At 34.4% G+C, this 19,078-nt stretch carries 15 protein-coding genes; 5 read left to right on the top strand and 10 right to left on the bottom strand.

Annotation, left to right across the window (positions count from 1 at the left end):
- The first annotated feature begins 94 nt into the window (after positions 1-94).
- Positions 95-253: a hypothetical protein gene (locus tag BT156_RS22225; protein WP_170857348.1), complete on the top strand. Its 159-nt coding sequence runs from the start codon at positions 95-97 to the stop codon at positions 251-253.
- Between the two features lie 57 nt (positions 254-310).
- Here the strand turns inward: BT156_RS22225 and BT156_RS19915 are convergent, their stop codons facing one another.
- From BT156_RS19915 to BT156_RS19885, 7 genes are all read right to left on the bottom strand, one after another.
- Positions 311-1,381, bottom strand: a complete 1,071-nt coding sequence (locus BT156_RS19915) for an ASCH domain-containing protein (protein WP_072412683.1) — start codon at positions 1,379-1,381, stop codon at positions 311-313.
- Between the two features lie 90 nt (positions 1,382-1,471).
- Positions 1,472-2,563: a redox-regulated ATPase YchF gene (ychF, locus tag BT156_RS19910; protein WP_072412682.1), complete on the bottom strand. Its 1,092-nt coding sequence runs from the start codon at positions 2,561-2,563 to the stop codon at positions 1,472-1,474.
- A 146-nt stretch (positions 2,564-2,709) separates the two neighbouring features.
- Positions 2,710-3,261 carry a ferritin gene (locus BT156_RS19905; protein ID WP_072412681.1) on the bottom strand — a complete coding sequence of 184 codons (552 nt, stop codon included), beginning with the start codon at positions 3,259-3,261 and terminating at the stop codon, positions 2,710-2,712.
- A 247-nt stretch (positions 3,262-3,508) separates the two neighbouring features.
- Complete coding sequence (locus tag BT156_RS19900) at positions 3,509-5,119, bottom strand: glycoside hydrolase family 10-like protein (protein ID WP_072412680.1); 1,611 nt, start codon at positions 5,117-5,119, stop codon at positions 3,509-3,511.
- A 220-nt stretch (positions 5,120-5,339) separates the two neighbouring features.
- Positions 5,340-7,148: a translational GTPase TypA gene (gene typA / locus BT156_RS19895; RefSeq protein WP_072412679.1), complete on the bottom strand. Its 1,809-nt coding sequence runs from the start codon at positions 7,146-7,148 to the stop codon at positions 5,340-5,342.
- A 174-nt stretch (positions 7,149-7,322) separates the two neighbouring features.
- Positions 7,323-7,589, bottom strand: a complete 267-nt coding sequence (locus BT156_RS19890) for a DUF1294 domain-containing protein (protein WP_083582414.1) — start codon at positions 7,587-7,589, stop codon at positions 7,323-7,325.
- A 67-nt stretch (positions 7,590-7,656) separates the two neighbouring features.
- Positions 7,657-8,334, bottom strand: a complete 678-nt coding sequence (locus BT156_RS19885; protein WP_072412677.1) for a YceI family protein — start codon at positions 8,332-8,334, stop codon at positions 7,657-7,659.
- 237 nt (positions 8,335-8,571) lie between these two features.
- Between BT156_RS19885 and BT156_RS19880 the strand changes: the two genes are divergently transcribed.
- Together BT156_RS19880 and BT156_RS19875 are read left to right on the top strand one after the other, a co-directional pair.
- Positions 8,572-10,695 (top strand): Tex family protein, encoded by a 2,124-nt coding sequence (locus BT156_RS19880; RefSeq protein ID WP_072412676.1) that lies wholly within the window; start codon positions 8,572-8,574, stop codon positions 10,693-10,695.
- A gap of 11 nt (positions 10,696-10,706) precedes the next feature.
- On the top strand, positions 10,707-11,282 hold the full coding sequence (locus tag BT156_RS19875) for an RDD family protein (RefSeq protein ID WP_072412675.1): 576 nt from the start codon (positions 10,707-10,709) through the stop codon (positions 11,280-11,282).
- Between the two features lie 39 nt (positions 11,283-11,321).
- Here the strand turns inward: BT156_RS19875 and BT156_RS19870 are convergent, their stop codons facing one another.
- The 3 genes from BT156_RS19870 to BT156_RS19860 all read right to left on the bottom strand — a co-directional run bounded on the left by BT156_RS19870 (position 11,322) and on the right by BT156_RS19860 (position 14,219).
- Entirely contained in the window at positions 11,322-12,029 is a 708-nt protein-coding gene (locus tag BT156_RS19870; protein ID WP_072412674.1) for a hypothetical protein, read from the bottom strand.
- 25 nt (positions 12,030-12,054) lie between these two features.
- Positions 12,055-13,626, bottom strand: a complete 1,572-nt coding sequence (locus tag BT156_RS19865) for a M20/M25/M40 family metallo-hydrolase (RefSeq protein ID WP_072412673.1) — start codon at positions 13,624-13,626, stop codon at positions 12,055-12,057.
- A 416-nt stretch (positions 13,627-14,042) separates the two neighbouring features.
- Entirely contained in the window at positions 14,043-14,219 is a 177-nt protein-coding gene (locus tag BT156_RS19860; protein ID WP_054509314.1) for a histone H1, read from the bottom strand.
- A 266-nt stretch (positions 14,220-14,485) separates the two neighbouring features.
- Here BT156_RS19860 and BT156_RS19855 point away from each other — a divergent pair, with 266 nt between their 5' ends.
- Together BT156_RS19855 and BT156_RS19850 are read left to right on the top strand one after the other, a co-directional pair.
- A complete protein-coding gene (locus BT156_RS19855) occupies positions 14,486-17,827 on the top strand; it encodes a DEAD/DEAH box helicase (protein WP_072412672.1) in 3,342 nt (1,113 codons plus the stop codon).
- A 307-nt stretch (positions 17,828-18,134) separates the two neighbouring features.
- Positions 18,135-19,049 carry a helix-turn-helix domain-containing protein gene (locus BT156_RS19850; RefSeq protein WP_072412671.1) on the top strand — a complete coding sequence of 305 codons (915 nt, stop codon included), beginning with the start codon at positions 18,135-18,137 and terminating at the stop codon, positions 19,047-19,049.
- The last annotated feature ends 29 nt before the right edge of the window (positions 19,050-19,078 follow it).

Raw genomic sequence — 19,078 nt, 5'->3', positions numbered from 1 at the left:
ATTAATCCTTTTTAAAAAAATTCCAATAAAAGTGATTTACTCAAGATAATTTTTCATAACTTCGTTTTCACTAACTCACTAAAAATCAAACACTATGAAAAACCAAAATCTACAAAAAGGAAAGAAGCTGAATAAAAAGCAATTAAGAACCATCAAAGGCGGATTATTGGATTGCATCGATCCTTGGACAGGAGGATGTAAAAAAGTATCATTAAGCTGCGCGCAATTGCAATGCAGACCAGAATTACCGTAGTTAAAATATTATATTTTCAAAAGGAATACCGCTCAGTTTTGAGCGGTATTTTTGTTTTTAAGAAACAATTTGTCCTGTCATTTCCAATTCCCATTTTCCGTTTTTATATTCAGCAGAATAACTGTTTGTATGAGAACTCCCCCATTCATATAAGTAAAATTTATTTGGATATGTTTTATCTTTTCTAATTTTTGAGAATCCATAATCAAAAACATCAGTAACTTTTATATAATCTGATTTCTTATTTTTTTCTTCTGAAACAAATAATATTCTATAATCAGGATTTACTTGATGAAAATAATCACAATCCGTTTCAAAAACTTCAAAATAATAATGTAGTTGTTTGAAATTTGGGACTCCTGCATATTCAGGCAATAACCTTTGATAAAGTTCACTAAACTTATTTTTTTCAGATCTAAACATAGGATTAGTATCATCAAAATCATTTATACCATCTCCGTCAGAATCTTTATTTTTTGGGTTTAAACCAAAGCTTTTTTCAAAAATATCGTTGTACCCATCTTTATCAGAATCTTTCTTCAATTCTTTTAAATCTATCTTGAATAACTTCCCATCTTCAAGTGCTGCATAACTATCTTGCCGAGGAGTTTTTATGAGTTTTACTAAGCTTCCTTCAATCTGAAAAAAACCATCTTTTACAATTGGATTTTCTTGAATCTTATTAAAATAATAATGACTAAAACTTAATCCTAAAAAATAGGCGGAAGGTTGATTATTTCTAATTTCTAAAAGCCAATAACCTAATCCATTTCTTCCTAAAGCATATTGAACACTGTCATTATTTTGTTTAAATGAATATTCAAACTGTCCAAAAAATTGTTTCTCAAAATTTACAAATATTATCTTTTGATCTTTCCAATATTGTTCGTTAGCTTCAGAGCTATAATAATTACTTCTATATTCTGAACTATCTTTTTTAAAGCTTCTAAATTTATCCAAATTAATAATTTCAAGATAATCTGGTTTCTCTTCAAGAATTTGTTTTACTGTGTAGGGTTTTTCTTCAACATAATCAGACTTTTCTTCACCTTTAGTGAAACATCTATCTTCTAAACTTTTAGTACATGAAAAAAATAATGCAAAAACAAAAAAATATAAAAACTTCATAGGTAAAAGGTTTCCCGATTGAATGCAAAAAACGCTCCCAAAATACATTGGAAGCGTTCTTCATTTATAACTAACTTTAATATTCTCTTATTATACGTTGAATCTGAAGTGCATAATGTCTCCGTCTTTCACGATATATTCTTTACCTTCCACAGAAAGCTTTCCTGCTTCCTTAATTTTAACCTCAGAACCATACGTCATATAATCATCAAATTTGATAACCTCAGCACGGATGAATCCTTTTTCGAAATCTGTGTGAATTACTCCTGCAGCTTGAGGGGCAGTCCAACCCTGTCCGATTGTCCAGGCTCTAACTTCTTTAACACCAGCCGTGAAATACGTCTGAAGTTTCAACAAATCATATGCTTTTCTGATCAAACGGTTTACACCTGGTTCAGTAAGTCCAAGCTCTTCAAGGAAAATTTCTCTTTCTTCAAAAGTCTCCAATTCATTGATATCTGCTTCGATCTGAGCTGCTAAAACAACAACTTCAGCATTTTCATTTTTAGCCATTTCCTCGATCTTAGCGATCCAGTCGTTTCCGTTTTTGATAGAATTTTCGTCTACATTACAAACGTACAGTACAGGCTTGTTTGTTAAAAGCTGAACACCTTCAATAATTGATTTTGCAAAATCATCCATAGGAAATTCTCTTGCATTTTTACCGTCTTCGATAAATTTCTCAAGGCTTTGAAGTGTTTCGTAAGTCTGAATATCATCTTTCTTTCCAGATTTGATGAATTTTTTAGCTTTTTCTACTGCTTTTCCAACAGTTTCAAGATCTTTCAATTGAAGCTCAATATCGATAATTTCTTTATCTCTCATTGGATCAACTGAACCTTCAACGTGAATGATATTTCCGTTATCAAAACATCTTAAAACGTGAATAATTGCCTCACATTCGCGGATATTTGCTAAGAACTGGTTTCCTAATCCTTCTCCTTTGCTCGCTCCTTTTACAAGACCGGCAATATCTACGATCTCAACAACAGCTGGTAAAACTCTCTCGGGATTTACTAATTTTTCCAATTCAAACAATCTGTGATCCGGCACTGAAACAGTTCCCAAATTTGGTTCGATTGTACAGAAAGGATAGTTTGCTGATTGAGCTTTTGCGTTGCTTAAACAGTTAAAAAGAGTTGATTTACCAACATTCGGTAAGCCTACGATTCCACATTTCATATATTCTTAGCTTTTAGCAAACAGCTTTTGACTTATTGCTCGTTAAAGGTGTGCAAAGATAGTGATTTTACAATGAGTTTCATAATAAAAAAATCTGCCGGTATTTTGACAGATTTTCAATAATTTTTATTTCACCAAATTGGCTTTTATGGGTTGGCACCTGTAGCCTCCTGAGCCAATGGTACGTCATTTGGAGTATTTTGCAACGTTTTATCCAAAGTAAATAAAGATTCGTCTGTAGCCCTGTCGCCACCGGCAATTTTCAATTTATCTATTAGGCTTGAAGCCAGAGTTTCCTCTTCGATCTGTTCCTGAACAAACCACTGCATAAAATTCCATGTTGCCCAGTCTTTTTCTTCCAAAGCCATATCTACCAATCTGTAAATTGAGGTTGTATTATCAACTTCATGTCTGAAAACTCCATCAAAACAAGCGGATAAAGATTCAGGATCCTGTGGTGGAGCGGGAATAGCGTCTACTTTTGGCTTTCCACCTCTGTTCAAAACATATTCCATGAATTTAATAGAGTGATTTCTTTCTTCCTGTGCGTGTCTGTAAAGGAAATTTGCAATTCCCTGATACCCTTTATCATCGGCCCAAATTCCGTAAGATAGAAAAATGTGTGAAGCATGAATTTCTTTATTCATTTGATCGCTTAATGCTTTTTCCATACTGTCGGAAAGTCTTTTAGTATTCATAATGTATATTTTTGTGTGATTAACATTAATGATGCAAAAATGATTCCGATAAGATTATATTTTTAATTAAAAATATTTAAACCGACTTATAATAATTTGAATTTCATTGATTTAAATTAATAATTTATAGTTATTCTAAAATATGAAAGATCAATTTATTACAATTATTCATATTTTAATTAGTTCAAAACCATAAAAAACAAAACCAGCTCTACTGAACTGGTTTTTAATATTTTACTAAAGAAAACTATTTTACTTTCTTTGCCATGTAATCGCTTTCGTTTCCTAGCCTGTCGATGGCTTTGATAGCAATGGCATTTAATGTTTTACCGTCTTTATTTTTAGGAATATCTTTTGTGAGGTTTTCTACGGTTAAAATCTGCGTTTCCCAAACTCCGTTGTACTGAATGAAAAGCACCCATTGGAAAACGTCTTTTATATTTTTATTGCTCCAGCTTGCCTGTATTGAACTTCCGTTGTCATTGGTGAATAATGTCGGAGTTTGCAACGGTACGGCTTTTATCCAAGGACTTCTTGGAATTAAGGCTTTCTCTTTATAGGGTCCATTTTTTAAAGTTGGCAGCATGCTTGAATTTTTTGTCAATCCTGCAATACTCCAATGAACTTCGCCTGCCTCTTTTCCTAAAATCTGTCTTGATAATTCTATCTGATCTTTAATCTCTGTCGGACGGTCTGAAGATTTTATTTCAACGGTATTCAATCCGGGCCATAAATGGCGATTCATTGTGTTTTCTGATTTCCACCAGTTTAATAATGCCCCGAAAGGCTGACCTTTTGATTCTATAGGCCAATATAATTGTGGCGAGAAATAGTCTACCCAGCCTTTATTTAACCATAATTTAGCATCAGCATACAATTCGTCATATTGAGAAGAACCAACGATTCCTTCAGGATATCCGGGCTTCCAGATTCCAAACGGGCTGATCCCAAATCTTACATAATTTTTTTCAGCATGAATTTCTTTATAGATACGCTCTACAAATTTGTTCACATTATCTCTTCTCCAATCTGCTCTGGAGAGATTTCCTCCAGCGCTTACATAAGCGTTCCAAGTAGCATTGTCAGGGAAATCTGCTCCTTTATTGTAAGTTGCATAAGGATAGAAATAATCATCAAAATGTACAGCATCAATATCATATCTTTTTACAATATCTTTCACCACATTGGAAACATGGCCTTGCGTTTTCGGATTGGCAGGATCAAACCAATACATTCCGTTTTTTAATCTTACAACAATGTCTGACAATTTATTTGCCATCGATAGACTGTTTGGTGAACCTCCATTTGTATGATGCGCTCTGTAAGGATTTAGCCAAACATGAAGCTCCAAACCTCTTTTGTGCGCTTCATCGATCCAGAACTGTAAAGGATCGTAATTGGGATAAGGAGCCGTTCCTGTCTCTCCTGTTAAGAAATACGACCATGGCTCGATATTACTCGTATACAAAGCATCTGCAGAAGGTCTAACCTGGAAAATCACCGCATTAAAGTTGTTATCTTTCAATATATCCAACATGCTGATCGCTTCCTGTTTTTGCTGATCAACGGTTAGATTATTTCTTGAAGGCCAGTTGATATTGGCAACACTTGCGATCCACGCACCACGAAACTCTCTGCTAATCTCAGGAAGATTAACTCTAAAAACCTCTTCCGTTGGCTGATTTGTAGCAGGTTTTGTGGCTACAACAGATATATTGGGTTTTGAAGTATTATTGTTAGGTTTTGTCGAGCTTTTTGTTGGAATCGGTTTTACGACACTATTACTAGCAGTTTTTGCACTGCTACACGAGGCTAGAACGCCCAAAAATATGATGAGTTTTAAATTATTCATTTTCATAGTTTGCAAAACTACATTAAATTATTTTTTTAATTATACGAGATAATAAATAATCAGATGACTTTAACTAATTTTTATAATCACAAAAATAAGTTTTGGCTAAAGCCAATTTAATGATATAAATATTGAAAGCGGACTAAAGTCCGCTCCTATTGAATATACTAACCGGAAAACAAAAAAGCCCCGAAAAATTCGAGGCTTTGATTTATATAGAAAAAACTTATGAAGCTTTTCCTGATCTTTCGATTCTTCTTCTTTCTTCTTCAGAAAGCACTTTCTTTCTCATACGGATGAAGTTTGGAGTTACCTCAATTGCTTCATCAGATTGGATATATTCCATACATTCTTCAAGAGAGAATAAGATTTTTGGAGCAACTCCACCATCTTTATCTTTACCTGCAGCACGGATATTGTTTAATTGTTTTGCTTCAACAATATTGATAACCAAATCTCCTGGTTTGTTTTGCTCACCAATGATCATCCCTGCATAGATCTCCTCGCCCGGATCAACATAGAACTTACCTCTATCTTGTAGTTTTGCAATAGAATATTCAGTTGCCGGACCTTGACTTTTACTTACTAAAACACCATTACTTCTTCCAGGAATAGCCCCTTTGAAAGGTTTATATTCTGTGAAACGGTGAGCCATAATAGCTTCACCAGCAGTAGCAGTCAACATCTGAGAACGCAATCCGATCAAACCTCTTGAAGGAATTTCGAATTCCATGTGCTGCATTTCACCTTTAGTTTCCATAATGTGAAGATCTCCTTTTCTCTGAGTTGCCAAATCGATAACTCTTGAAGCAAATTCTTCAGGAACATCAACAACCAATGATTCATAAGGCTCACATTTTTCTCCGTCGATTTCTCTCAAGATAACCTGTGGCTGACCAATTGTCATTTCATACCCTTCTCTTCTCATTGTTTCAATCAAAACTGACAAGTGAAGAATACCTCTACCGAATACTAAGAAAGTGTTTGCATCACCAGTTTGTTCAACTCTTAATGCTAAGTTTTTCTCTAATTCTTTATATAATCTTTCTTTCAGGTGATTAGAAGTCACATATTTACCATCTTTCCCAAAGAAAGGTGAATTGTTGATAGAGAACGTCATGTTCAACGTTGGCTCGTCAATAGAAGTTCTTGGCAATGGTTCAGGATTTTCAAGATCTACGAAAGAATCACCGATCTGGAAAGCTTCAAAACCTACAACAGCACAGATATCTCCGGCTTTTACTTCTGTAACTTTTTTCTTACCTAATCCTTCAAAAACGTAAAGTTCTTTTACTTTTCCTTTCAATACTTTACCGTCTGCCTGAGCTAAACCAATCCACTGAGATTCTTTGATCTCACCTCTGATTACTTTTCCGATAGCAATTCTTCCTAAGAAAGAAGAAAAGTCTAGAGAAACGATCTGCATCTGTAAGTTTCCTTCTTCAACTTTCGGTTCCGGAACATATTGTAAGATACCATCTAATAATGGGAAAATATCTTCTGTTTGCTCCAATGAAGTGTTGAACCAACCTTGCTTAGATGAACCGTAGAACGTTGGGAAATCCAACTGTGCTTCAGTAGCATCAAGAGCGAAGAATAGATCAAAAACTTTATCATGAACTTCCTCAGGACGACAGTTTGGTTTATCAACTTTATTGATAACTACCAATGGTCTTAATCCTAATTCTAACGCTTTCTGAAGTACGAATCTCGTTTGTGGCATTGGTCCTTCAAAGGCATCCACCAACAAAATAACTCCATCAGCCATTTTTAAAACTCTCTCTACTTCCCCACCAAAATCGGCGTGACCGGGAGTATCGATTACGTTAATTTTAACGTCTTTATAAGTAACAGAAATATTTTTAGATAAAATGGTAATCCCTCTTTCTCTTTCAAGATCGTTATTATCCATAATTAATTCTCCACTTTCCTGATTTTCTCGGAAAATGTTTGTAGCATGAATAATCTTGTCAACCAAAGTCGTCTTCCCGTGGTCAACGTGTGCGATAATCGCAATATTTCTAATGTTTTGCATGAATGATTTTTACGGGTGCAAAAATAGTGTTTTTTAATTAAATAATTAGTAAGATTATGTATTATTTAACAATTTAATAATGAGCCATTTAAATAAAAGCTTTTATTAAAGCCCTATAATTGAAAGATTTATACATCATTTAAAAACAAAAAAATTATAATAACAGATTAAGTTTTAAATACTAATCATATTATATTTTTCAAGAAAATAAATTAATATGATCTGAATTAAGAAAACAAATCCAAACTTCAACAAAAAAGATTTCTTTGAAACTTTATGCCTGAAAATCAACATTCCAAGCAAAGATCCGATTGTTCCGCCAAGAAATGTGAGGGATAAAAGTGTATTTTCTGATATTCTTCTTTGATGTTTGACAGACTTTCTTTTATCTAAGCCGAAGACAATAAAACTGAGGAGATTGATTGTTAATAATAAATACATCATAGTCAAATATAGAAAAAGCTGCCTTAATTAAAAAGCAGCTTCTCCCATTTTTATGGTCTAACAATTATTTTTTAGCTTTTACGTCTACAGCAATTTCGATGTCTTTACTGATCATCCATTCTGCAGGATCTGCCTCAGAAGTTCCGAATTTGATACCCCAATCTGCTCTGTTTACTGTAAATTTAGCCTGAACAGAAGCTGAATTATCAACAACATCTACCTTTGCAGGGAAAGTTACGTTCACAGTTTTTCCAGATAAAGTAAGGTTTCCGCTTACTGTTTTATTAGCTCCGGCAACTGCATCTTTAGGAGCATCTTTTAAATCTGCTACACTTGTGATTTTAAACTCAGAAGTAGGATTTTTTGTTACGTCAAAGAAATCAGCACTTTTTAGGTGAGTTTCCAAGTCTGCCGGTTTTTTATCTTTTTCCGTTACTGAAGCCGGATCTACTTTAATAGAAGCCATATCAATCACGAAATTACCTGCAGAAAGTTGTCCTCCTTCAACATTTAGTTCACCGGATTTTACATTGATTGTTCCCCAACGAGGAGCAAAACCACCTTTATGGAAGGCTTTCCAGTTTACTACAGAAGTTGCAGCATCAACAGGTAAAACTTCACCTTTTCCTTCTGCAACAGATTTTTCTGTAGCTGTAGCAGCCTTATCTGCAGATTTTTCTTTGTTACATGATACCGCAAACAAACCTACAGCTACTAATGCAATGACACTAAGTTTTTTCATATTAATTATTGTAAAAAATTTATTATTCTTAATTATAAGGTGAACGAAATTATCAAATTAATATTTCATTCCTTAATTTTAACAGGTCAAAAATAGATAAAACAACTTTCCATTACCTTAACATACATCAAGAAATGAAAAATTGAGCCTTTCCCATCATAATTAAATCAAATATAGTAAATCTCAAAATTTAAATCGAGGGCAAAAATCCCTATTTTAGCACTTTAATTTTACAGAATGACAAATATTGAATTCATCCAGAAGGTTGTAAACATTTCCGAAAAAAGTATTAATGCAACACTTCAGTTATTAGCTGAAGACTGCACGATTCCTTTTATATCCCGTTACAGAAAAGACAGAACCGGAAATCTGGATGAAGTACAGATAGAGCAAATTTCAAAGGTCAGCAAACAGTTTGAAGAGATTATAAAACGAAAAGAAACAATATTAAAATCTGTTGAAGAACAAAATGCCTTAACACCGGAATTTAAACAAAGAATAGAAGAAAGTTTCGACATTCAGGAGCTTGAGGATCTATATTTACCTTTCAAAAAACGTAAGAAAACAAAAGCTGATGCTGCCAAAGAAAAAGGGTTGGAACCTTTAGCCAGGATTATTATGAGTCAGAAAAGTAATGATCTAGCATTTTTAGCTTCAAAATATTTAAATGAAAGCGTTTCATCCGAAGAAGAAGCACTTCAAGGAGCAAGAGACATTATGGCAGAATGGATCAACGAAAATATGTACGTTCGTAAAAATCTCCGTAGATTATTTCAGCGTAAAGCGCTTATCACTTCTAAGGTTGTTAAAGCCAAAAAAGACGAAGAAGGCGCACAAAAATTCTCACAATATTTTGAGTGGGACGAGCCTTTATATAAAACTCCATCTCACAGGCTTCTCGCGATGTTGAGAGCAGAAGCGGAAGGTTTCGTGAAAACAAATGTCGGTGTTGATAAAGAAGAAGCGATTGATCTTATTGAAAATGCCATTATTAAATCAAACAATGAAAGTTCAGATCAAATTGCATTAGCCATAAAAGACAGTTATAAAAGGCTACTGGAACCCGCAATTTCTAACGAAACATTACAGGAAGCCAAAGAAAAAGCAGATAAAAAAGCCATTGAAATTTTCTCTGAAAACTTAAGTCAATTATTACTGGCACCCCCTTTAGGCGAAAAAAGAATTCTGGCCATCGATCCCGGATATAAAAGTGGTTGTAAAATCGTCTGTATCGACGAAAAAGGAGACCTACTTCACAACGAAACCATTTACCCTCACGCTCCACAAAACGAGTCGGGAATGGCGATGAAAAAGATCCGCTCTATGGTCAATGCTTATAATATTGAAGCCATTTCTATCGGAAACGGTACCGCAAGCCGGGAAACTGAATTTTTCATCAAAAAAATAGCATTTGATAAACCTTTGCAGGTTTTTGTAGTTTCGGAAGCTGGTGCATCCGTTTATTCTGCGAGTAAAATCGCAAGGGATGAATTTCCAAGCTATGATGTGACCGTTCGTGGAGCAGTTTCCATTGGAAGAAGATTGGCAGATCCTTTGGCTGAATTGGTTAAAATTGATGCCAAATCAATCGGAGTTGGACAATATCAACATGATGTAGATCAGACTCAGTTAAAAAACGAATTGGATTCTACTGTCATGAGATGTGTAAACTCTGTCGGAATCAATTTAAATACAGCGAGTAAATCATTATTAAGCTATGTTTCAGGAATCGGTGAGAAAATGGCAGAAAACATCGTGAATTACCGAGCTGAAAACGGTGCATTTGAAGACAGAAAACAACTAAAAAAAGTTCCTCGATTGGGCGAAAAAGCTTATCAACAGGCAGCTGCATTTATTAGAATTACACATGGGAAAAATCCGTTGGATAACTCTGCCGTGCATCCTGAAGCCTATAAAACTGTTGAAAAAATGGCAAAAGATCTTGGTATTAAAACCGATGAATTAATAGCCAATAAAGAAAAAATAGCCTCCATTCAACCCGAAAAATATATTACTGAAGATATTGGAATTTTAGGAATAAAAGATATTTTAAAAGAGCTTGAAAAACCAGGTTTAGATCCCCGAAAAGCAGCAAAAGTTTTTGAATTCGATCCTAGCGTAAAAAAAATGACCGATTTAAAAATAGGAATGATCCTTCCCGGTATTGTCAATAATATTACAGCTTTCGGATGCTTTGTAGACCTTGGAATCAAAGAAAGCGGACTGGTTCATATCTCTCAGTTAAAAGACGGCTTTGTTTCTGATGTGAATGAAGTGGTAAAACTTCACCAACATGTTCAGGTGAGAGTGACTGAAGTAGATGAAGCGAGAAAAAGGATTCAACTGAGTATGATTCTGTAAAATATTTTGACTTGAAAATATCAGAAATTAAAGAAAGAAAAATCATTCACAGACCGACTCTAAGTTTTGACGAGTACGGGAAAAGGATCTATCATACTTATGAATATCATTTACCGTATAATCCCGGTTTTAAAGGAAATGAAACGCAAAGACTTTTTGCAAAATGGATTGATATGTTGGTTTTTTCTTTAATTTTCTTTTATATATTTCATACAACTGTAATTGTAAGTATTTTACTTTCGATTCCGTGTGTAATTATTTTTGGAGCAATAAGTGAACATTATTTAGGAACAACATTAGGAAAGAAAATTTTTAGAATTAAAGTTCTTGATGATGATGGAAATTATCCAAGCTTTTTTAAATCATTGAAAAGAAATTTCTTATGTCTGGCGAATTTATATCCAGTTTTTTCAGAGTATAGTACCAAAACTTCTATGGGAAGACGAACAGGAACCCAAATGAACTTTAGTATGCATTTAAACAATAAAATCTGTACAACGTATATCGTAAAAGAAAGTAAAATAGCTGAAATTAAAAGTTTACTCAACCAAGAACAAACCAAACAAAATGTGCGACTTTTAGATTAAGTCGCACATTATTTATTGAAGATTATTACATTTTTAAGATTAATATTTAAAATCTGATTTTTCAATATTTTTATTATAATATAAATCAACTAAGGTCATTACCTTATCACCGTCCTCAGCCTGAAGTGTCGTTTTTGAACAGTAAACAAGATCCCCGAATTTTTTATATTCATTGCAAATAATTGTTGAAAAAGCTCCTTTTGAAGGGTTTTCTTTGATCTCTTTTTTTAATAGAAAACTCTCAGTATCATAATATAAATTTGTTACGCTTCCATCTTTAGCTGTTGCTTTTATTTTATGAAGTTTATTCACATTATCAGTTTCTACAAACGCAACGTTATAGATTGTAGGATCTAAATAAGCCAATTCATTCATAATATATTTTCTATCAAGCTTATCTTTAAACTCTTCCTGATCCGCAACTTTTTTCTCACCTCTAACTGTTTCATAGCCGGTTTTACCATCAAACCAAGATCTGTAAACAATTCTTCCTTCATATTCCACCTCAAAGCTTCCCAAATTTGGAGCCATTTCTTTTGTAATATAATTTACATTTCTTCCATCCGTGATTGTGGAAGATTTAGAATAAAGAGTTTTTATACTACTTAAAAGCTCCTTACCTCCTGTTGCCTGAATAGCTTTTTCAATAATTTCTTTGCCTTTAGCTTCGTTTGTGTTTTGAGAAAAAACAAAATTGTTCGTCGTTATTACAGAGCAAACTGTAAGAATTGTAGTTAATATTTTCATTTTATGTTTTAATTATTTTGCTAAATTACTTAAAATCCTTAGAACTTCTCCTCGGCTGCTTTGCTTCCGGCCATTTTGTAACCTGACCTTTATCATCAAGAGGCATTTCTCTTTTCTCTCTATTCGTAAATTCCGGATCTTCTGATGCCATGTAAGCCAATGACGCCGTTAAAATCACATTGTTCTTCACCTCATCAAAAACAATCTTGTCGTATGTATCTTTAGTCGTGTGCCAAGTGTATCCAAAATACCCCCAATTCAACGAACTCAAAGAAAATCCGGGCACACCAGCGGCAACAAAAGAAGCATGATCAGATCCTCCTCCACCAGGCATTCCGGGGAAATCTGTTTTGATCTGATCTCTTACTTTTTTTGGAACTCCATTTAACCATTTCCCGATATAATCGTAGGAATTTACAAATCCTTGTCCGCCAATGTTCACAACGCGACCAGTTCCGTTATCTTGGTTAAATACGGCCTGAGTACCTTTTATAATTTCAGGATTATCAGCCACAAAACCTCGGGAACCATTCAATCCCTGTTCCTCGCTTCCCCAAAGTCCGACAACGATCGTTCTTTTGTTGTTCGGATAATATTTTTTAAGGATTCTCATCGTTTCAAGCATCGTTAAAACGCCCGTTCCGTTGTCTGTAGCACCCTGAGCACCATCCCAAGAATCAAGGTGAGCAGAAAGAATGACATATTCATTTGGTTTTTCTTTCCCTTTGATAATTCCGACTGTGTTAAAAGTTTTAGCATCAGGAAGTACTTTCGACTGAGCTTCAATTTTAATTTTAGGTTTACTTCCTTTTTCAGCCATTCTGAAAAGCATTCCGTAATCTTCAACATCAATATCGATCATTGGAATTTTGCTTGTCTTAGCTCCAAAAATTCGGTTGGCGCCCATAATTCCGGTCCAGTTGGAAATCGCAATTCCGGCAGCACCCGCTTTTTCCAACGCTTCAGGAAGCGTATTGTTATCATATCCGATGTTCTTTACGTAATCACGGAAATCTTTTGAAGCCTGCTCTTTTTCGGCTTTTAATTTTTCATATAATTCAGGAGTAGCAAACTCTTTGATCTGTTCATCAGAACGACCAATTTTCTGATATTGCGCCATTAAGACGATCTTTCCTTTTGCGGAAGGCAACCATTTATCGAATTCAGCTTTAGAAGACACTTTAGGTAGAATTACAACTTCAGCCTCAATCGCTTTTTTAGTTGCGGGGCTCCAAGCTAATTGGGTTGCAGATAATGATTTTATGCGAGGATACATCATGTCAACATGCGTGATTCCACGCTGCCAGCCTTTCCAAGTTCCGAATTGCTGTAGATTGGCATCAACTCCCCAAGAACGTAATTTTTCGGCCGTCCATTCATTGGCAGCCAGCATTTCAGGCGTTCCAACCAAACGGGGCCCGATGCCATCAAGAAGTTCATACGCCATATCTTCAAGCTGAGAATGGTTATTGACTTCATTCACGAAATTTTCAACAATGGGATTCAGTTTTTCCTGTGAGCCGATTTGTGCCTGAGCCCATGAAAACTGCACCGCCAATACTACTGCAGGTGCTACAAAAAAGCGATTTATCTTCATAATTTCATTGATTGGGATAAAGATAAAGGAATTCGGGGGAAACTGAGGTGGATAAAAGAGAAAAACAGAATGATTTTTATCTTATAATTGATATCTAAACTTTAATTTTTTAAACCATTAAGATTTATTAAGTTGTTAAGAAGATTAAGGTTTTGACTAAATATTAATGAACTTACGTAAACCTTTTATTCTAACCACAAAAGATACAAAAGCATTATTTTAAGTTTAACAATAAACTACAAATTAAGAGCACATAAGTTTTAAAAATCAGTGATTTTTATTCTTTTGAGAACTCTTATTTTCAAATAAAACACTAGCTTTTGTATCTTTTGTGGTTAGAATAAAAAGTTTGAACATATTTATAAACAAAAAAAAACCGACTTCAATGAAGCCGGTTTATATCGATTTTGGGTCGATTATTTTTTTGATTCCTCAACAGAAACTTTTCTGAAATCTTTGAACAATTTGCTTAGTTCTAAAGCTGATTTACGAGCTCTAGTTCCAGCAGCCTTGTTTCCTTTTTCTGCTTGTTGGTTTGCTTCAGCAGTGAATGCTTCAAATTCCGCGTTGATTTTTTCAATTAGTTCTTTCATTATTTTAAAATTTAGGGTGCAAATATAGGTTTTATGGTGGATTTCGCAATAGTTAAGGCAAAAAAAACTTAATAAAAATCAAGAATTATTAAAATTTGGAATGAAAATAAAAAATTTTAAGTCAATTCGTCCCTTTTTTCCCCTATCAAAAGCTAATGTAAGGTAAGATTCAGATTTATTTAAAATAAAAATCAGATTTTCGGGAAGACCTTTTATCGGTTTTATGTAAATTCGCTAAATAACTAAATTATTTGTCCGTAAGTCCCATGGAGCTGCCAAAGGAATATATTTTACCGAATACGAACATCAGTACACTTTCTATATATGAACTTTTGAAGCATACCCAAACGGCAAATTTTATAGAAAATAAAGATTTCCGGGACATCTACCCTATCGCTTTGGAATGCAACGCCGGAGTGTTTACAAAATCAACTTCAGTCATTGATTTCCCCAACGTTTCCGTAAGTCAGGTTGGAACTTCGTTGATCACCGCTTGTTCATGCGACAATGAAACCAGTAAACTTTGCGAGCATCAGGCCGAAATCATCCACTCAATTCTGGAGCAGAAAAACTTCCGAATCTTTTTTGATCATAACTTAAGACAAAGATCATTGATGTTAGTCGCCAAAGGTTTTGGATTAGAGAATGAAACAAATTTGGACGCTTATTTTAACATTGAATATACCGATGGAAAACTGGATATTCAGCCTAAAATAAAAGAGCTGATTCAAATAGACGAACAGGTTTTTAAACAAGATCTGCTTCCTCAACGTGTCTCAATATTAGATGAATTAGCCGTTCAAAATACCGATAAAAGGCAAATATTAGTCATTGGGAAACACCGCTTTTATAATCAACTGAATTTTTCATTGATGGAAGCTGATATTACCCAAACAGGAAAAGTCAAAAACCCGATTACAACCATTGATCCCATGCAACTGATCTGGAAAGCAGAACAGCCGGCAGAGATCAAATTTTATACCGCCATTCTTACCTTTCAAAATAAGTATAGCGAAGAGAAAAGTGCGGCAGAATTACAGGCTTTGAAGCTGATCGTTCAGAATCCTTTGGACTTGGATGTTTATTATCACGATCACAATGTTTCTGAAACCATTTCTTCAAAATCGTTAGTTCCGGTTCATTTAAATGTATTAAAATCAGAGATACAGCTTACCGTTTTCAAGAAAGATCCTTTTTACGAAATTACGGGTGAGCTTTTATTCAATGACATTTCACTTCCCTTTAAAAATGTAGTGATCCGAAACGACTATTTTGTTTATTTTCAAAATACGCTGAGTTTGGTTGATAATCCTGATATGCTTCGTGTGATTAAGTTTTTCAAATCAAACAACGAAATATTAATCCTTCATGCATCAAAATATGACGAATTTCTGCAGACCGTTTTATCTTCGTTAGAACAGTATATCCATATCAATTACAGCTATATTCGTCAGGCAACTCCGGTGGAATTAGCCGAGAAAGATTTTAAAACTGAACGCATTATTTATCTTCAGCAAAAAGGAAATTTCGTATCCATAACACCTGTTATGAAATATGGCTCGGTTGAGGTTATCGTTTATTCTCGAAAACAGTTATTTGATACCGATCAGAACGGAAACCAGTTCACTATAGAACGAAACCATCATGAGGAAGACCGTTTAGCTTCCATCATCATGCAGCAACATCCTGAATTTGAAGAACAAATGGACGGGCCAGAATATTTCTACCTCCATAAAGATAAATTTTTAGATGAAAATTGGTTTCTGGAAGCCTTTGAAGCGTGGAGAAATGAAAAAATAACCATTCTAGGATTCAATGAATTAAAGAACAATAAATTAAACCCAAATAAAGCTAAAGTAAACATCCTAATTACCAGCGGTGTCGATTGGTTTAATGCTAAATTAGCCGTAAAATTTGGCAAGAAAGAAGCTTCATTAAAACAGGTTCACAGAGCGATTCGTAACAAATCGAAGTTTATTCAGCTTGATGATGGTACTCAAGGTATTTTACCTGATGAATGGATCAATAAAATCACCCGATATTTTCAGGTGGGAGATATTGATGAAGAATTGTTGAAGATTCCGAAAATCAATTTTACAGAAATATCAAATCTCTTTGAAAAAGAAATTCTTAGTGATGAGGTACACGCAGAAATTACTACCTATTCAAAACGTTTTTCAACAACCAAAAACATTCCTGAAATTGCTGTTCCTGTTGAATTAAAGGCAGAATTGAGAGATTATCAACGGGATGGACTGAACTGGCTGGGCTTTCTTGACACCTTTAATTTTGGAGGATGTCTTGCCGACGATATGGGATTGGGTAAAACCATACAGATTATCGCTTTTATCTTGCATCAAAGAGAAAAATACGGGCCGACGACCAATTTGATTGTTGTTCCCACTTCTTTGCTGTTCAATTGGCAGGAAGAAATTGAAAAATTTGCGCCCTCCATCAAAGTTTTGCTTCATTATGGAGCCGACCGGAAGAAAACAACCGAGTTGATGCATCAATATGAAGTGGTTTTGATAAGTTATGGAATGCTTCTTTCTGACATTCGCTTTCTGAAAACGTTTCATTTCAACTATATCTTCCTTGATGAATCACAGGCTATCAAAAACCCAAATTCTGAAAAACACAAAGCCTCCCGTCTTTTACAGTCGAGAAATAAGATCGTATTAACCGGAACACCCATTGAAAACAATACTTTTGACCTGTACGGGCAACTTTCCTTTGCCTGTCCGGGATTATTGGGAAGTAAACAATATTTTAAAGATACATACGCGATCCCGATCGATAAATTTGAATACACCAAAAGAGGTATAGAACTTCAGCAAAAGATAAATCCTTTCATTCTCCGAAGAACAAAAAAGCAAGTCGCGAAAGAGCTTCCCGAGAAAACCGAAATGGTCATCTACTGCGAAATGAATGCAGAACAGCGCAAAATCTACGACACCTACGAGCGCGAACTTCGTGAATTTATTTCCGCATCTACCGATGATGAAACGCTTAAAAACAGTATGCACGTTTTGACCGGATTAACCAAACTTAGACAAATTTGCAATTCTCCGGCTTTGCTAAAAGAGGGTCATTCCGGTGATAATGCCGTGAAAATAGAGATTCTGACCGAGCAGATCGAAAATAAATCCAAAGAACATAAAATTCTAGTCTTTTCTCAGTTTGTAGGCATGCTTGATTTGATTAAAACAGAATTAGAAAAGAAAAATATCCCCTTTGAATATCTGACAGGCCAAACTAAAGATCGTGGAACTAAGGTTAATAATTTTCAGACCGATGAAAATATCCGTGTGTTTTTAATCAGTTTAAAAGCAGGTGGTGTAGGTCTTAACCTTACCAAAGCAGATTATGTTTATCTCGTAGATCCTTGGTGGAATCCCGCTTCGGAAAATCAGGCCATCGACAGAAGTTACAGAATCGGACAAACAAAAAATGTGATTGCCGTTCGACTGATCTGCTCTGATACTGTTGAAGAAAAAATCTTAAATCTCCAAAAGAAAAAAAACAAACTTGCCCAAGGATTAATAAAAACAAGTGAATCAAAATTACAAAGTTTGAGTAAAAGTGATCTTCTGGAAATCTTGGAGTAATTTAACCACAAAAGAGACAAAAGTTTAAACACTTAAGCTATTTAAAGTTAAAAGTTATATCGTTAAAAAGGACACTTAAGTTTTTTGAAAATCTTTGATTTTGTTCTTATGTGAGCTTTATTATTTTCTACCTATTTAGCTTTTAAAACTTAAGTACTCTAAAGTGATTAAATAAAAATTTTTGTGCCTTTTGTGGTTAAAAAATTCAGCTAGCTTTTATATATCATCAAATTAAAAATTGATTTCATTGAAAATAATTTAAAAATCAACTTTCATTCCTTATATTTGATTTTTATAATTTTGTATTATGAGCGATCAATTAGAAACTATAGCAGATTACTACAAACGGATCAGAGAAAACAAACATAAAATGTTTGATACTGATGATTTTGAAACAGGAAAATCTCATTTCAATATTTCTATGCGAAAGTATTGCAGTTTCAAAAGTCCTTATAACCGTCGTGATTATTACAAAATCAGTTTTATTATCGGCAAAGGAACTTTTCAGTACGGGCAGCAACAATTATATATTGACCGCCCTGCCCTATTTTTCCCTTCTCCCAATATTCCTTATTCTTGGGAATGTGACGGAGACCTTCAGGAAGGCTATTTCTGTCTGTTTAATCAGGAGTTTTTTAATGGTAATTCGGAATTTAAATTATTCAGGAAGACATCAATATTTAAAGAATGGAGTATGCCGATTGTTTTTCTAACGGAGGAACAAACACAGCTTGTCACCGTTTATTTTGAGCAGATGTATAAGCTCAACAACTCTTCCTACCCGTTTCGGTGCAACAGTATTAAAAACCATTTAGCATCGGTTCTACATCTCGCTTTAGAAAACCGTGTGGAAGATATTGACCCTAATGAACTTCCCGCTAACATTAGATTATACCGATTGTTTGATGAACTTCTCAACAAGCAGTTTCCGTTGGATTCTCCGGCTTATCCGCTTACTTTAAAAACGGCTTCAGACTTTGCAGAACAACTTAATGTGCATGTAAATCATTTAAATTCTTCTGTAAAATCGGTAGCGAATCTTACGACCACTCAAATCATCAAAGAAAGAATGTTTGAGGAATCTAAGAATCTACTAAAATACACCAACTGGGATATTTCTGAAATTGGATATACACTGGGATTTGATGAGCCATCTCATTTCAATAACTTCTTTAAAAAACACGCTAATACTTCTCCGCTTAAATTTAAGAGCACGGTTTAATTCTTTGAATTTTGTAATTTTTACTTTGT

It is taken from the genome of Chryseobacterium limigenitum (genome assembly GCF_900114875.1).
Lineage (GTDB): Bacteria > Bacteroidota > Bacteroidia > Flavobacteriales > Weeksellaceae > Chryseobacterium > Chryseobacterium limigenitum.
Note: the sequence above shows the minus strand (reverse complement) of the source record. Positions and strands in the feature narration are given on the sequence as shown.

Coding starts and splice junctions, on each gene's coding strand:
- BT156_RS22225 (WP_170857348.1), top strand. CDS start 95: ATGAAAAACCAAAATCTACAAAAAGGAAAGAAGCTGAATAAAAAGCAA.
- BT156_RS19915 (WP_072412683.1), bottom strand. CDS start 1,381: ATGAAGTTTTTATATTTTTTTGTTTTTGCATTATTTTTTTCATGTACT.
- ychF (WP_072412682.1), bottom strand. CDS start 2,563: ATGAAATGTGGAATCGTAGGCTTACCGAATGTTGGTAAATCAACTCTT.
- BT156_RS19905 (WP_072412681.1), bottom strand. CDS start 3,261: ATGAATACTAAAAGACTTTCCGACAGTATGGAAAAAGCATTAAGCGAT.
- BT156_RS19900 (WP_072412680.1), bottom strand. CDS start 5,119: ATGAAAATGAATAATTTAAAACTCATCATATTTTTGGGCGTTCTAGCC.
- typA (WP_072412679.1), bottom strand. CDS start 7,148: ATGCAAAACATTAGAAATATTGCGATTATCGCACACGTTGACCACGGG.
- BT156_RS19890 (WP_083582414.1), bottom strand. CDS start 7,589: ATGTATTTATTATTAACAATCAATCTCCTCAGTTTTATTGTCTTCGGC.
- BT156_RS19885 (WP_072412677.1), bottom strand. CDS start 8,334: ATGAAAAAACTTAGTGTCATTGCATTAGTAGCTGTAGGTTTGTTTGCG.
- BT156_RS19880 (WP_072412676.1), top strand. CDS start 8,572: ATGACAAATATTGAATTCATCCAGAAGGTTGTAAACATTTCCGAAAAA.
- BT156_RS19870 (WP_072412674.1), bottom strand. CDS start 12,029: ATGAAAATATTAACTACAATTCTTACAGTTTGCTCTGTAATAACGACG.
- BT156_RS19865 (WP_072412673.1), bottom strand. CDS start 13,626: ATGAAGATAAATCGCTTTTTTGTAGCACCTGCAGTAGTATTGGCGGTG.
- BT156_RS19860 (WP_054509314.1), bottom strand. CDS start 14,219: ATGAAAGAACTAATTGAAAAAATCAACGCGGAATTTGAAGCATTCACT.
- BT156_RS19855 (WP_072412672.1), top strand. CDS start 14,486: ATGGAGCTGCCAAAGGAATATATTTTACCGAATACGAACATCAGTACA.
- BT156_RS19850 (WP_072412671.1), top strand. CDS start 18,135: ATGAGCGATCAATTAGAAACTATAGCAGATTACTACAAACGGATCAGA.